The organism is Gottfriedia solisilvae, assembly GCF_002128405.1.
GTDB lineage: Bacteria > Bacillota > Bacilli > Bacillales > Bacillaceae_G > Gottfriedia > Gottfriedia solisilvae.
Window position 1 is genome coordinate 763860 of record NZ_NETJ01000003.1, and the last position, 15173, is coordinate 779032.

At 33.6% G+C, this 15173-nt stretch carries 14 protein-coding genes; all 14 read left to right on the forward strand.

All coding sequences use genetic code 11. The features are described 5' to 3' along the window. The first annotated feature begins 101 nt into the window (after window positions 1-101). Complete coding sequence (gene mraY, locus CAB05_RS12880) at window positions 102-1076, forward strand: phospho-N-acetylmuramoyl-pentapeptide-transferase (RefSeq protein ID WP_088000249.1); 975 nt, start codon at window positions 102-104, stop codon at window positions 1074-1076. After that, window positions 1077-2429, forward strand: coding sequence for a UDP-N-acetylmuramoyl-L-alanine--D-glutamate ligase (murD, locus tag CAB05_RS12885; protein WP_088000251.1), 1353 nt, complete (start codon window positions 1077-1079; stop codon window positions 2427-2429). Between the two features lie 61 nt (window positions 2430-2490). Continuing rightward, window positions 2491-3564 (forward strand): stage V sporulation protein E, encoded by a 1074-nt coding sequence (gene spoVE / locus CAB05_RS12890; protein ID WP_088000455.1) that lies wholly within the window; start codon window positions 2491-2493, stop codon window positions 3562-3564. A gap of 206 nt (window positions 3565-3770) precedes the next feature. After that, window positions 3771-4862 carry an undecaprenyldiphospho-muramoylpentapeptide beta-N-acetylglucosaminyltransferase gene (gene murG, locus CAB05_RS12895; RefSeq protein ID WP_088000253.1) on the forward strand — a complete coding sequence of 364 codons (1092 nt, stop codon included), beginning with the start codon at window positions 3771-3773 and terminating at the stop codon, window positions 4860-4862. Between the two features lie 77 nt (window positions 4863-4939). After that, on the forward strand, window positions 4940-5848 hold the full coding sequence (murB, locus tag CAB05_RS12900) for a UDP-N-acetylmuramate dehydrogenase (protein ID WP_088000255.1): 909 nt from the start codon (window positions 4940-4942) through the stop codon (window positions 5846-5848). 163 nt (window positions 5849-6011) lie between these two features. Then, on the forward strand, window positions 6012-6779 hold the full coding sequence (locus CAB05_RS12905) for a cell division protein FtsQ/DivIB (protein ID WP_158093264.1): 768 nt from the start codon (window positions 6012-6014) through the stop codon (window positions 6777-6779). A 226-nt stretch (window positions 6780-7005) separates the two neighbouring features. Continuing rightward, complete coding sequence (ftsA, locus tag CAB05_RS12910) at window positions 7006-8286, forward strand: cell division protein FtsA (protein WP_088000260.1); 1281 nt, start codon at window positions 7006-7008, stop codon at window positions 8284-8286. A gap of 36 nt (window positions 8287-8322) precedes the next feature. Beyond that, window positions 8323-9465: a cell division protein FtsZ gene (gene ftsZ / locus CAB05_RS12915; protein ID WP_088000262.1), complete on the forward strand. Its 1143-nt coding sequence runs from the start codon at window positions 8323-8325 to the stop codon at window positions 9463-9465. A gap of 630 nt (window positions 9466-10095) precedes the next feature. After that, window positions 10096-11001 (forward strand): sigma-E processing peptidase SpoIIGA, encoded by a 906-nt coding sequence (spoIIGA, locus tag CAB05_RS12920; RefSeq protein ID WP_235821477.1) that lies wholly within the window; start codon window positions 10096-10098, stop codon window positions 10999-11001. A 10-nt stretch (window positions 11002-11011) separates the two neighbouring features. Further along, window positions 11012-11731, forward strand: a complete 720-nt coding sequence (gene sigE, locus CAB05_RS12925; protein WP_088000266.1) for an RNA polymerase sporulation sigma factor SigE — start codon at window positions 11012-11014, stop codon at window positions 11729-11731. A gap of 162 nt (window positions 11732-11893) precedes the next feature. Further along, window positions 11894-12673: an RNA polymerase sporulation sigma factor SigG gene (sigG, locus tag CAB05_RS12930; protein WP_056471070.1), complete on the forward strand. Its 780-nt coding sequence runs from the start codon at window positions 11894-11896 to the stop codon at window positions 12671-12673. Between the two features lie 586 nt (window positions 12674-13259). After that, a complete protein-coding gene (locus CAB05_RS12935; RefSeq protein WP_088000268.1) occupies window positions 13260-13541 on the forward strand; it encodes a YlmC/YmxH family sporulation protein in 282 nt (93 codons plus the stop codon). 122 nt (window positions 13542-13663) lie between these two features. After that, the gene (pgeF, locus tag CAB05_RS12940; RefSeq protein WP_088000270.1) at window positions 13664-14488 is read left to right on the forward strand and encodes a peptidoglycan editing factor PgeF; all 825 of its coding nucleotides are present in this window, start codon (window positions 13664-13666) and stop codon (window positions 14486-14488) included. Between the two features lie 4 nt (window positions 14489-14492). After that, window positions 14493-15167 carry a YggS family pyridoxal phosphate-dependent enzyme gene (locus tag CAB05_RS12945; protein ID WP_088000272.1) on the forward strand — a complete coding sequence of 225 codons (675 nt, stop codon included), beginning with the start codon at window positions 14493-14495 and terminating at the stop codon, window positions 15165-15167. Window positions 15168-15173: the final 6 nt, after the last annotated feature.

Here is a 15173-nt window from a genome sequence, read left to right on the forward strand (position 1 = left end):
TTTTTTGTAATGCCAAAAAATATTTAATTAATAAATAATTCTATTTAAAAGAATTAAACTATTACATACTAAAGAGAGTAATTTGGAAAGGAGGGCGTATAATGCTTGAACCGTCAATTTTAGTTGCTATGATTACAGCATTTATCATTGCAGTCATTTTATCGCCTATTTTTATACCGTACTTAAGAAAACTTAAATTTGGACAGAGTATTCGTGATGAAGGTCCAAAATCTCATAAAAAGAAATCAGGAACCCCAACAATGGGTGGAATCATCATATTAATTGCCTTAAGTTTATCTGCAATTTTTATTTCAATGTACTTTGATGTATTATCGACACGAACATTTATTTTACTATTTGTAACTGTTTGTTTCGGTATTATTGGATTTTTAGACGATTACATAAAAGTAGTGAAGAAAAGAAACCTTGGTTTAACTTCGAAACAAAAATTTATCTGTCAGGTAATCGTATCAATTATTGTATTTTTTGCTATTAAATCAACCGGAGTATCTACTTCAGTAGAAATTCCAGGTACAGGATATGAAATTGATTTAGGATTTATATATGCATTATTAATAATCTTCATGTTAGTTGGAACTTCTAATGCTGTTAATTTAACGGATGGTTTAGATGGATTGGTTTCTGGTACTGCTGCAATTGCATTCGGTGCATATGCAGTGCTTGCATATAATCAACAACAACTTGATGTTGCTATTTTTTCGATTGCTGTAGTAGGTGCAGTTTTAGGATTTTTAGTATTTAATGCACATCCTGCAAAGGTCTTTATGGGTGATACAGGCTCATTGGCTTTAGGTGGCGCATTAGCTGCAATTGCAATCGTTACGAATTTAGAAATTTTACTTGTGATCATCGGAGGCGTATTCGTTATTGAAACCCTTTCTGTAATGATTCAGGTAGCGTCGTTTAAAGCGACTGGTAAAAGAGTATTCAAAATGAGCCCACTACATCACCACTATGAATTATCTGGATGGTCTGAATGGAGAGTAGTCGTTACATTTTGGTTTGTAGGGTTGCTTTTTGCATTATTAGGAATCTATATCGAGGTGTGGATGTAATTGAAAAATGTGGGGATTTTCAATCAAAAGAATGTATTAGTTTTAGGTATGGCCAAAAGCGGTTATGCTGCAAGTCAACTTTTAAAAAAATTAGGTGCAATTGTTACTGTTAACGATCGTACGCCATTTGAACAAAATGAAATTGCACAAAAACTTAAAAATGAAGGATTTAACGTAGTATGCGGGGAGCATCCTTTAAGTCTGTTAGAAAATGAACTGTACTGTATTGTGAAGAATCCTGGTATCCCTTACTCAAACCCTCTATTAATAGAAGCTGAAAAAAGAAATATTCCAATCTATACAGAAATTGAACTTGCTTATTTAATAAGTGAAGCTCCGTTTATTGGAATCACAGGTTCAAATGGGAAAACGACTACGACTACATTAGCACTAAATATGTTGGAACAAGGCAATAAACAACCATTAGTTGCTGGGAATATTGGTACAGTTGCATGCGAAGTAGCAGAAAAGGCGACAAGTAATAATATTATCGTAACAGAGCTATCTTCATTTCAATTAATGGGTATTGATGAGTTTAAACCTAAAATTTCTCTGGTAACGAATATATTTGAAGCTCATCTAGATTATCATGGTACGAAAGAAGAATATGTAAAAGCGAAAGCAAATATATTCAAAAATCAATCCGAAGATGATTTTGCAATTGTAAATTTTGATGATGAAAATGTAATGGCTATGGTGAAACATTCAAAAGCAACAATCATTCCATTTTCTTCTACTAAGGTTGTAGAAGAAGGAGCATACGTTAAAGAAGGCTCAATTTATTTTAAACAACAAAAAGTCATTGAAGTAGAGAAGATTGTTTTACCAGGAAAACATAATTTAGAAAATATCCTTGCTGCTGTGGCAATTGCAAAGCTGTTAGATGTTGATCATGCAGCGATTGAACAAGTGCTAACAACATTCACAGGGGTAGAACATAGGCTTCAATATGTAACTGAAATCAAACAACGAAAATTCTATAATGATTCGAAAGCAACAAATATTTTGGCTACTCAAAAAGCCATCTCATCTTTCCAAAAGCCAGTAATCTTAATTGCAGGTGGATTAGATCGCGGGAATGATTTTGATGATCTAATTCCATATTTTAATAATGTGAAAAACATGATTACTTATGGTCAAACGAGAGATAAATTAATTGACTCAGCAAAAAAAGCAGGAATGAAAGCAGTAAAATCGGTTGATAATGTTGAGGATGCTGTAAAAGAAGCATTCGCTCATTCAGAAGTTGGAGATATCATTTTATTGTCGCCTGCATGTGCTAGTTGGGATCAATTTAAGACTTTTGAAGAACGAGGTAATAAATTTATACAAGCAGTGCATAAGTTAAAGTAAGGCTTGTTTAATTCAAAAGTTGAGGTGTATAGAAGTGCCAACAAAGAAAAATAGTCCTGACATGATTCTAGTTCTCGTTACGTTATCATTATTAACAGTCGGTATGATTATGGTTTATAGTGCTAGTGCAATATGGGCATCTTATAAGTTTCATGATTCGTTCTTTTTTGCAAAGCGGCAATTGTTATTTGCAGGTGTTGGAGTAATTGGTATGTTTATTGTTTCAAACATCGATTATTGGTTATTTCGGACACACGCAAAAAAAATTCTAATTGTTTGTTTTATTATGTTGGTACTCGTCCTAATTCCGGGCGTTGGTTTAGTTCGTGGTGGAGCGAGAAGCTGGATTGGAATCGGAGCTTTCTCAATTCAACCATCAGAATTTATGAAACTCGGAATGATGGTTTTCCTATCAAAATATTTAGCTGAAAATCAAAAAAATATTACATCATTTAAAAAGGGTTTAATGCCAACATTAGGTCTTGTGTTCTTAGCATTTGGTTTAATTATGCTTCAACCAGACTTAGGAACTGGAACGGTAATGGTTGGTACTTGTGTCATAATCATATTTGTAGCAGGTGCAAGAATATCTCATTTTATGGGATTAGGATTAGTTGGAATCGCAGGTTTTGTAGCTTTAATTGCCTCAGCACCATACCGAATAAAAAGGATTACTTCCTTTTTAGATCCGTGGTCTGACCCGCTAGGTACCGGATTTCAAATTATTCAATCACTATATGCAATTGGTCCAGGTGGATTATTTGGTCTAGGTTTAGGTCAAAGCAGACAAAAGTTTATGTACTTACCTGAACCGCAAACAGATTTTATTTTTGCAATTTTATCAGAGGAATTAGGATTTATCGGAGGTTCATTTGTCATTTTATTATTTTCTTTCTTATTATGGCGTGGAATCCGAATTGCACTAAGTTCGCCTGATTTATTTGGTACATTCCTTGCAGTAGGAATCGTTTCAATGATTGCAATACAAGTAATGATTAATATTGGTGTTGTTATAGGGTTAATGCCTGTTACTGGAATAACATTACCGTTTTTAAGCTATGGCGGTTCATCATTAACATTGATGCTTTTAGCTGTAGGTGTATTATTAAATATTAGCAGACACGCACGATCGTAAAAGGGCCGACTCGATGGGAACAAGTACGCAGTTTTGTTTATGTCAAATTATTAGACATAAATCAAAAAAGTACTTAGAATTTCTAATTGAGTCGGTCAATTTTATTTTTCTATAAAAAAGAATTAGAAAGAATTACGTAAAGTGGTATAATAGCTACTTAACAACTTATCAATTTACATATTGTATTGATATTTAGGAGGATCTTTATGAAAATTTTAGTTAGTGGTGGGGGTACTGGTGGACATATTTATCCAGCACTTGCGCTAATTAAAGAGTTGAAAAAACAAGATTCCAATGTAGAATGTTTATATGTTGGTACAGAAAATGGACTTGAAAAAGGTATCGTAACAAAGCAAAACATACCATTTAAATCAATCGTCATCTCAGGATTTAAAAGAAGTCTATCACTTGAAAATTTTAAAACAATTTATCGTTTCTTAAAAGGTGTTTCTGATAGCAAAAAAATTATTCGTGAATTTAATCCTGACGTAGTTGTTGGTACTGGTGGCTATGTATGTGGTCCTGTAGTATATGCTGCAGCAAAATTAGGTATTCCAACAGTTATTCACGAACAAAATAGTGTGCCAGGTTTAACAAATAAATTTTTAAATCGCTATGTTACAAAGGTTGCAATTTGTTTTGATGAAGTTGCTAATCATTTTACGAAAGAAAAAGTAGTATTTACTGGTAATCCACGTGCTTCTGAAGTAATAGGAGAACCTAATCCAACAGTTTTACAGTCATTAGGTTTGGATAAAGGGAAAAGTACTGTATTAATCGTTGGTGGCTCAAGAGGTGCTAGACCAATCCATCAAGCGTTTTTAAAAAGTGTGAGTGAGCTTGGTGAAAAGAATTATCAAATGATCTATGTAACAGGTGACGCTCACTATGATGCGGTTATTCAAGAAATCAATAAAGTAGGTAATCCATCAAATGTAGTGATCAAGCCGTTTTTACACAATATGCCTGAGGTTTTAAGAGAAGTTGATTTAGTCGTTTCAAGAGCAGGTGCAACAACTCTAGCTGAATTGACAGCATTAGGTAAGCCGAGTATATTGATTCCTAGCCCATATGTAACGAATAATCATCAAGAAATAAACGCTCGATCACTTGAAAAAAATGGCGCAGCTATCGTCATTTTAGAAAAAGATTTTCAAAATGAATATTTGGTAAATGAAATTGAAAAAGTATTATTAAATCCTATCAAACTTGAAGAAATGAAACGTGCAGCTTTAGAAATAGGTGTTCCAGATGCCGCAAACAAGCTAGTAAAAGTATTAGAAGAAATAAGAAAGTAGAACCATGCACGAACAAGTTAGAAAATCTATAAATATGTATCATAGGATGCTACAAGCTAAAGGGGGAAAAGCTTAGAATGTTTGAAACTAGATTAAAGGAAATCGTCAAGGACTCGAGTCTTCTAATGAATGAGCCTTTAGCAAATCATACTACAATGAAAATAGGTGGACCTGCTGATTATTTGGTCATACCTAAAAATGTCAATGAAATAAAAGAGATCATTCAACTTGCAAAAGAAAATAATATCAATGTTACCGTTATTGGGAGAGGATCGAATTTACTTGTGTCTGATAATGGTATTGAAGGTGTTGTCATTAAAATAAGTGATTGTTTAGATCATATTGAAATAGATGGGACAAAAGTTTTAGTTGGAGCAGGTTACTCTGTCATTCGTCTTGCTACCCAGTTGAGTAGAAAAGGACTTTCGGGATTAGAGTTTGCTAGTGGCATTCCAGGAAGTGTTGGTGGAGCTGTCTATATGAACGCAGGTGCACACCAATCTGACTTTTCAAAGATTACGACTAAAGCCCATATTATATTCCAAGATGGGTCAATGGAATGGCTTACGAATGAACAACTAGAATTTTCATATCGTACGTCTGTCCTACAAAAAAAGCGTCAAGGATTTGTTTTAGAAGCTGAATTACAATTAGAAGAAGGTTCAAAAGAAGTATCTTCTGCATTAATGCAGAAAAATAAGGATTATCGCAGAGAAACGCAACCTTGGAATTTCCCATGTGCTGGAAGTATTTTCCGTAATCCCCTTCCGCAATATGCAGGGAATCTAATTGAACTAGCAAACTTAAAAGGTTACCAAATTGGTGGAGCGAAAATTTCTGAAATGCATGGAAACTTTATTGTGAATGCAGGGAACGCAACATCAAAGGATGTTCTAGAATTAATTGATTTCATTAAGAAAACTATATTAGAAAAATTTAATGTAGAACTTGAAACTGAAGTTGAAATAGTTGGTAAAAAAATGTAAGTTTCTTAAAAACAATTGAAATTATATGCTATAATTTAAGGTAGCATATAGTGACCAAGATAGAATGGCATTTTATATGCTATTCTATTTTTTATTATTCTTAAATTACATCCGATGTATAAGTAAGAAGATTGAAGTGGACTTTGATAATGGAGGCATAAACATGCAAGAAAATAAGATAATTAGTTTAGAAGACCGTGTTCCGATCTTGCGTAATAAAAAACGTAAAAAAGCAAATATACGTTTACTAATGACAATTTTATTGTTTTTTTCTTTGCTTTTATGCGTATTATATTTCCAAACATCCATTGGTTCAGAAATAAATTTAGAAATTAAAGGAAATAACCTATATACAGATAAAGAAATTCAAAAATTAGCCGATTTAAACCAAGACGATAGCTTTTTGACAATTCATTCAAAAAAGGTGATTCAAAAGCTTGAAAGTAGAAATACGATTCAATCTGCAGAGGTACATAAAAGGTTTCCGAATAAAGTAGAAATCGTCATAAAAGAATATCAACCAATCGGACAAGCAATGTTTGATGGAAAAAAACATTTACTTCTTGAAAGTGGTATGTTATTGAAGGATAATCATTCCCTAGAAAATACAACGATTCCTGAACTAAATGGATGGAGCCAAGGTGATGAACTACAAGAATTAGCGGTTGAACTATCGAAACTACCAAAAAGTATATTCCATTCAATTTCTGAAATAGATTATACCCCAAGTAAGGATGATCCTTTACTTGTTACTGTTTTTATGAATGAAGGTTACGAAGTGAAGACGACAATTAGAAAATTTTCAAACAAAATGTCTAATTATCCGATTATTTTAAAGTCAATTCCTAAAAATAAAAAAGGGGTTATTCATTTAGAAGTAGGAGCTTATTTCGCTCCATATGAAACGAATGTTACAAATGTTATAAAATAACGGTAATAACATTAGAAAACAGTACTTTTAAGCCTTTTTTATCTGTTTATGTTAGTGTAGACTAATAGATAAATAGAAATTATTGAAAAAAATTAAAAAGATTGTGAAAAATGCAAATAAAAAAGAGGGAAATCCCTTGTGAATGTTGAATAGTTTTTCATATATGTTATTTAAGAATGAATTGATGTTCGATTATAATAGATAGAGAGAAAAAGGAGGTGCCATCATGAACAGCAATGAGATCTATGTGAGTCTTGACGTTGGAACTTCGACAATTAAAGTTATTATTGGCGAACTAGTTAATGACACACTAAACATTATCGGCGTAGGTAATGTGAAATCTTCTGGCTTAAAACGTGGTTCGATAGTTGATATAGATGAAACAGTTACTTCCATCAAAAAAGCTATTGATCAAGCAGAAAGAATGGTTGGCATTCACATTGACAAAGTAATAGTAGGGGTAAGTGCAAACCAAGTTCAATTAATTAGCACAAATGGAGTAGTGGCAGTTTCTAAAGAAAATAAAGAAATTGATAATGAAGATGTTCTAAGAGTAATGGATCAGGCACAAGTTATTTCAATTCCACCTGAAAGGGAAATTATTGATGTCGTTCCTCATGAATACATTGTAGATGGCCTTTCAGAAGTAAAAGACCCTAGAGGAATGATTGGGGTTAGACTGGAAATGGAAGGTACATTAATCACTGGTTCAAGAACACTTGTACATAATATTTTACGTTGTGTTGAAAGAGCAGGGTTAGAAGTTACTGACATTTGTTTACAACCAATGGCTGCAAGTACAATTGCTTTAAAACAAGATGAGAAAAACTTAGGTGTAGCTTTAGTTGATATTGGCGGCGGTTCTACGACAATCTCTGTATTCAGAGAAGGTGTGTTAATCGCAACTTCTGTATTGCCAGTAGGTGGCGAACACATTACGAAGGACTTATCAATTGGATTAAAGACATCAACTGAAGATGCTGAAAAGATAAAAGTGAAATTTGGACATGCTTTTTATGATACTGCTTTAACTGAAGAAGTATTAAGTGTTCCAATCATGGGAAGCGAACAGCATCACCAATATAGTCAACAAGAAATATCAGATGTAATTGAAGCAAGGTTAGAAGAGATCTTCTTAATGGTTCAAAATGAACTATCAAGAATGAGGGGAAGTAATCTACCTGGTGGATTTGTATTAACTGGTGGTACTGTATCAATGACAGGTGTTATTGATTTAGCTCAAAGAGTATTTAAAAATAATGTAAGGATTGCAACTCCTGATTATATAGGCGTTCGCGAACCTCAATACATTACTGGTGTTGGACTAATAAGATATGCTTTTTATAAATCAAAAATGCGCGGTAAAAAACTTAGCTCTAATATCGCTTTCGAATCGAATGAACGAAAACCTGTAGCTGTTACAAATTCAAATACAAAACCAAAACAGCAGGATGAAGAACGTGTCATGAGTAAAGTTAAAAGCATTTTTAAGTATTTATGGGATTAATTTTGTGATGAATTTGAAATAGTAGGGGGATCAGTCATGTTAGATTTTGATACAAACTTAGATGCGTTAGCGAAAATAAAAGTAATTGGTGTAGGTGGCGGTGGAAATAATGCCGTTAACCGTATGATAGAACATGGCGTACAAGGTGTAGACTTTATCGCTGTGAATACAGATGCACAAGCACTTAATCTTTCTAAAGCAGATGTTAGAATGCAAATTGGTGGCAAATTAACACGTGGTTTAGGTGCAGGTGCTAATCCAGAGGTTGGTAAAAAAGCTGCTGAAGAAAGCAGAGAACAATTACAAGAAGCTCTTAAAGGAGCTGATATGGTATTCGTAACTGCTGGAATGGGTGGCGGTACTGGAACAGGTGCAGCACCGGTAATTGCACAAGTTGCTAAAGAACTTGGCGCATTAACTGTTGGGGTTGTAACTCGTCCATTTACATTTGAAGGTAGAAAACGTTCAACACAAGCAGCAACTGGTATTGCTGCAATGAAGGAAAGTGTTGATACACTAATTGTTATTCCAAACGATCGTCTATTAGAAATCGTTGACCGTAACACGCCAATGTTAGAAGCTTTCCGTGAAGCTGATAATGTATTACGACAAGGTGTTCAAGGTATTTCTGACTTAATCGCTGTACCTGGATTAATCAACCTTGACTTTGCTGACGTAAAAACAATTATGTCAAACAAAGGTTCTGCTTTAATGGGAATCGGTGTTGCTGGTGGAGAAAACCGTGCAGCTGAAGCAGCTAAAAAGGCTATTTCAAGTCCATTACTTGAAACGTCAATTAATGGTGCTCAAGGTGTGTTAATGAATATTACTGGTGGTACAAACTTAAGCTTATATGAAGTGCAAGAAGCTGCAGATATCGTTTCTACTGCATGTGATGCTGAAGTAAATATGATTTTCGGTTCTGTTATTAATGAGAACTTAAAAGACGAAATCATCGTTACAGTTATTGCTACAGGTTTTGAAGGAGTAGTTGCTCCTACGCCAGCTCAAAAGCAAATTCAAAGACCATCAATTTCTACACCAAGTCAATCAACTCAAACGACTGTAAAACGTGAAATGGTTCGTGAAGAAGCACCTGTTGTAGAAACTACAAAGAATATTACAAGTCTAGATGATTTAGATATTCCGGCTTTCTTACGTAATCGTAAAAAGCGCTAATCTTTCAAGCAAAACCAAGAAAAGTAGTTAGTTCTTCTTTTCTTGGTTTTTTTATTTTGTCCATTACTTTGAATGTGCTTGGCAAAAAAATAATAAAGAAGACTCCATATATGTATCTAATTCTACAATTTTTTTAGCTGTCAATAATCTGACTAAATCACATGCAAGATTGGTATGGTCTCTCCATGTAGAGTTTACTGATCCATTGTTGAAATTTATCAATGCTTTAGTTAATTACTACTCCATGATGTTCCCTTTTTAGTGGATCATGAGCTGTGCCCCCTGAAAAAATGATAGGTAGGGATGCTAAAACCACAACATCCTTCAGTAACTCATGCATGACCCACATCCTGGGGGCTTTAACCTTCCCACATCTCCGTCAGAGTCTCACACTATCCGTTGTAATCAACATCTGTCTATATTTTAAATCCAAAAAGAACCAATTTTACAGAAAAGTTCCATTAGAAAAATAATAATGCTTGTGCTTGTCCGAGCTTATCAGACATTTTCACATACGAACTTGTCGAAAAACTCTTCATTCAGAACCCCTTTTTTTGACAGACTTCTTACGATGCTCATCCTATACTTACAAATAAATGAACTATATTTTAGAGGATGGCGACAATATTGGTGATATATGGTGATCTTGTTTGGTTATTAAACTTGTTAATGGATTTTTTGATTATCCAATTGACAGGTTTAATCCTAAAGAGAAATGTATCTATTTTTCGTTCGTTTTTAGGCGCATTTATAGGTTCTATCGTTGTTTTATTAACGTTTACTCCATATGCATATGTTGTTAGTTCACCCTTTATGAAAATATTATTATCATTTTTCATTGTATTTTTTTCATTTGGAAAACAACGTATGATTACATTTTTACAATGTATCAGTATTTTCTATTTTTCTACTTTTTTACTAGGTGGAGCACTATTAGGATTACACTATTTATTTCAATCAAATTCTAATAACTTATCAAAGGCCTCATTTTATGGCGATCCCTTAAGTTGGTATTTTGTATTAGGTATGATCCCAATTGTCATTTTATTTGCTAGAAAGTCAATCAACCAGATTGCCTTTACAAAATGGAAATTAAATGAAATGTATGAAATGGAAATCGTATGGAGAAATACAACCATCCATACAAAAGGGCTAATGGACAGTGGAAATTCACTACATGAGCCACTTTCAAGAAAACCAGTTATCATTTTAGATTGTTCTACAAAAGATTTTGGACTTCCTGGAGAATTAGTTAAGTTAGTACGTGATTCAGAAAGTACATTACAAGGCAAAGACTCACTAGATGTCTTAAGTTTTTTCCAAGCATCGTTCGTACCTTATAAAAGCATTGGTCAAAGCAATCAATTACTCGTTGCTATTAAGCCGACAGTCGTTCGCTTAAAAATCAATGGAAAATGGTACTCTACGAAATCGGTCTTATTAGGATTAAGTCATGTCACTTTGTCTTCTGACAACTTATATGAATGTATCCTTCATCCAAAAATGATGCAGGGAACGATTAACGAAATCGCATAGGAGGTAGAAAATGTATCGTTTTATCTTAAAATTAAAATTAGGATTTTATAAGCTCTTAGTGAAACTTGGTTTGAAAGCCGATGAAGTTTTTTACATAGGGGGTAGTGAAGCACTTCCGCCACCTTTAACAAGAGAAGAAGAAGAAAAGCTATTACAGAAGCTCCCAAATGGTGACCTTGGTGCACGCTCTTTATTAATTGAACGAAATTTACGACTTGTCGTCTATATAGCTAGAAAATTTGAAAATACGGGTATTAATATTGAAGATTTAATCAGCATTGGTACAATCGGTTTAATTAAAGCAGTTAATACATTCAATCCCGAAAAGAAAATTAAACTAGCAACATATGCTTCTAGATGTATTGAAAATGAAATCTTAATGCATTTACGACGAAATAATAAAAATCGTTCTGAAGTGTCATTCGATGAACCACTTAATATTGATTGGGATGGAAATGAATTATTGCTTTCGGATGTATTAGGAACTGAAGATGATATTATCACTAAAGATTTAGAAGCAAATGTAGATAAATCATTATTAACGAAAGCATTAGATCAATTAAATGATCGTGAAAAGCAAATTATGGAGCTTAGATTTGGTCTTGATGGAACAGAGGAAAAAACACAAAAAGACGTTGCAGATATGCTTGGAATTTCGCAATCGTATATTTCTCGCTTAGAAAAAAGAATCATAAAAAGACTTCGAAAAGAGTTTAATAAAATGGTTTAATAGACATACCGAATAGAAGATGAGTTGTCCTCATTTTCTATTCGGTTTTTTTAATTTGAATGTAAAATGTTAAATATTTTGTAAATATGTTTTCGTGCATAAATTTTCCACCGAAGGAGATACTTACCTATAGTACAGCAACTCCAAATAGGAGGGAACATCATGACACGAAACAAAGTAGAAATATGTGGTGTAGATACTTCAAAACTTCCGGTTTTAAAAAATGATGAGATGCGTAAGTTATTTCATGCGATGCAAAGCGGTGACCGAAGTGCAAGGGAAACAATTGTAAACGGAAATTTACGACTGGTTCTAAGCGTCATACAACGTTTTAATAATCGTGGAGAATTTGTGGATGACTTATTTCAAGTGGGTTGTATTGGGCTAATGAAATCGATTGATAATTTCGATTTAAGTCAAAATGTAAAATTTTCAACATATGCTGTGCCAATGATCATTGGAGAAATTAGAAGATACTTACGCGATAATAATCCAATAAGAGTATCAAGATCACTCAGAGACATTGCATACAAGGCACTACAAGTAAGAGAGCGCCTATTAGCAGAAAATTCAAAAGAACCAACACCTGTTCAAATTGCAGAAGTATTAGGTGTAACACATGAAGAAATTGTCTTCGCATTAGATGCAATTCAAGATCCAGTATCGTTATTTGAACCTATATATAATGACGGAGGCGATCCAATTTTCGTAATGGATCAGCTAAGTGATGACAAAAACAAGGACGAGCAATGGGTAGAAGAACTTGCACTACGCGAAGGAATGAAAAGACTAAACGATAGAGAAAAAATGATCATAAGCAAAAGATTTTTCCAAGGAAAAACACAAATGGAAGTGGCAGAAGAAATCGGAATCTCACAAGCACAAGTATCAAGACTAGAAAAATCAGCAATCAAACAAATGAACAAAAATATTCAAGGTTGAATTGAAATGTGGAGCAAGCTCGCCCAGCTCTGAAGGGAATATCTCCATTCATCTGAAGAAGTGGCGGTTTATCCACTTCAAAGATTAATGGAATATTACCGAAGAGCTAGCTTGCGGAACTAGACACCAAGAAAAGCGGAGGCGACTGGTTAGCCCCGACAAGCATAAGGCGAGCCCAGATAAAGGTTGTTTTTTAACCTTTAACTGGGCTTGACTTATGACCTCGAGGGGCTAGGAGCCGGAGCTAGACATCGACACCACTTCTTTTCAAAGGAATTTAACTAATTAAAGTGGCGGTTTATTCACTTCAAAGATTAATGAAATATAACCTTAAGAGCTAGACATCAAGAAAAGTATAGGCGACAGTGTATCACCAAAAGCATCAACTAATTAAACATAAATATTCTTCCAAATCTAGATTAAATAGTCATTATACTTTAATTAGCCGATGTATTTCCGATAATAAATGTGTTAGACAATGATGAGGTATTGATCAATTCATTGTTTAACACATTTTTATTTTAAATAAAATCAATATTCGTCTCACTGCCTTCATATATTTGATAAAAAGGAAGGTGAAGAGATAGTGGCAAGAATTTCTGACTTTCAAGTAAAAGATGTAGTGAATGTTGCTGATGGTAAAAAGTTAGGTAATATTGTTGATTTAGATATTGATCAATTAAGTGGTAAAATTACATCAATTATTTTAACGAAGCCTGGTAAAGGTCTGAATTTTTTTAGTAAAGAAGAAGAAATGACGATTTATTGGAGCGATATTGTGAAAATTGGTGAAGATGTCATTCTTGTAAAATATCGTTCGACAGTAGATTTAGACGGAAATACAGTAAAACCAGTAAATTTACCTTAAAAAATATAGAGTGTTTTGTCAAAAATAATCAAAAATATGAAATCTATGGTAAAATATAGGAAACCCTAATAGTGGTTTAGATAGTAATATTTACTAAATACGTTTTGTGAGGTTCTTTAGATATGAAAGAATGTTTCATTCAATCGACTGAAAGTACTTTTAAGATACAACCTTGGGAAGACTCATATAAACATTTAGTTGCAGGTTTTACAACAAAAAATGGTGGAGTTAGTCAAGGTTGTTTCTCTTCTTTTAATGTAGGTTTACATGTAAATGATTCAGATAACCACGTAGTTAAGAATAGAGAATTACTTGCTAAAGAAATAAACTATCCAATAACGAAATGGGTTTGTTCTGAACAAGTACATGGCAATAATGTAGTGAAGGTCACAAAGGACGATCGTGGGAAAGGTGTTACTGATTACAATAGTGGCATCCCAGGTACAGATGGCTTTTATACGAATGAAGAAAATGTTTTACTTACTTCTTGTTATGCGGACTGCGTACCATTATATTTTCTTGAACCTACAAAAAAATACATTGGATTAGCGCATGCCGGTTGGAAAGGTACTGTTGGCAATATTGGTGGTATCTTAATCAATAAGTGGCTAACGGAAGAAAATATGAATGTAGAAAATATTCAAGTAGTAATTGGTCCATCAATTGGTAATTGTTGTTATGAGGTAGATGATTTTGTTATGAATAAGGTACAAGATGCATTTTCGAACAATTTACCACCTTTTATTTTGACAGATTTGCCAAATGGAAAATACTCTTTGGATTTAAAAGAAGCAAACAAACAATTGCTCATTCAAGCAGGGATCCCAAAAGAGAATATTTTAGTTACATCTTATTGTACAAGCTGTAATCCGAATACATTTTTTTCACATCGAAGAGATGAAGGGAAAACAGGTAGAATGATGAGCTTTATTGGTTGGAGGATATAGCAACATGACAATCAAACAAAATTATGAAAGAATAAGTGAGCAAATACGTTCTGCTAAGAGTCGGTCAAATCGTGACGACCAGGTTACGCTAATAGCTGTTACAAAAGAAGTTTCTGTTCATGTAGCTAAAGAGGTATTGGAGCTTGGTATAAACCAATTAGGTGAAAATCGTTTTGAAGGTTTACAAGATAAACAAGACCATATTAACACCGACGTTGTTTGGCATTTTATTGGTTCATTACAAACTAGAAAAGTAAAAGACATAATCCATCGTATAGATTATCTACATTCTTTAGATAGAATGTCATTAGCAAATGAAATACAAAAAAGAGCGAATGAACCATTAAAGTGTTTCATACAAGTAAATATTTCTGGTGAGGAATCAAAACATGGTTTATCACCTGAAGAAGCTGTTAATTTTGCTCGTGAATTAGCTGAACTGGATAAGGTATATGTTGTTGGGTTAATGACTATGGCACCTTATACAGAGGACCAGCAAGTCATAAGAAATAGTTTTAAAGGATTAAAAGATTTACAGACGAAAATTAAAGGATTAGAAATAGCAAATGTTCCATGTAATGAATTATCGATGGGGATGTCTAACGATTTTGAAATTGCGATAGAAGAAGGGGCAACCTTTATTCGCATTGGGACAGATTTAGTTGGAAAGGGAAGGTAAATAGCT

Excerpts from the sequence above, each read along its gene's own strand:
- ftsA (WP_088000260.1), top strand. The coding sequence starts at position 7,006 with ATGAACAGCAATGAGATCTATGTGAGTCTTGACGTTGGAACTTCGACA.
- sigE (WP_088000266.1), top strand. The coding sequence starts at position 11,012 with ATGTATCGTTTTATCTTAAAATTAAAATTAGGATTTTATAAGCTCTTA.
- murB (WP_088000255.1), top strand. The coding sequence starts at position 4,940 with ATGTTTGAAACTAGATTAAAGGAAATCGTCAAGGACTCGAGTCTTCTA.
- CAB05_RS12905 (WP_158093264.1), top strand. The coding sequence starts at position 6,012 with ATGCAAGAAAATAAGATAATTAGTTTAGAAGACCGTGTTCCGATCTTG.
- sigG (WP_056471070.1), top strand. The coding sequence starts at position 11,894 with ATGACACGAAACAAAGTAGAAATATGTGGTGTAGATACTTCAAAACTT.
- mraY (WP_088000249.1), top strand. The coding sequence starts at position 102 with ATGCTTGAACCGTCAATTTTAGTTGCTATGATTACAGCATTTATCATT.
- CAB05_RS12945 (WP_088000272.1), top strand. The coding sequence starts at position 14,493 with ATGACAATCAAACAAAATTATGAAAGAATAAGTGAGCAAATACGTTCT.
- ftsZ (WP_088000262.1), top strand. The coding sequence starts at position 8,323 with ATGTTAGATTTTGATACAAACTTAGATGCGTTAGCGAAAATAAAAGTA.
- pgeF (WP_088000270.1), top strand. The coding sequence starts at position 13,664 with ATGAAAGAATGTTTCATTCAATCGACTGAAAGTACTTTTAAGATACAA.
- spoVE (WP_088000455.1), top strand. The coding sequence starts at position 2,491 with ATGATTCTAGTTCTCGTTACGTTATCATTATTAACAGTCGGTATGATT.
- murG (WP_088000253.1), top strand. The coding sequence starts at position 3,771 with ATGAAAATTTTAGTTAGTGGTGGGGGTACTGGTGGACATATTTATCCA.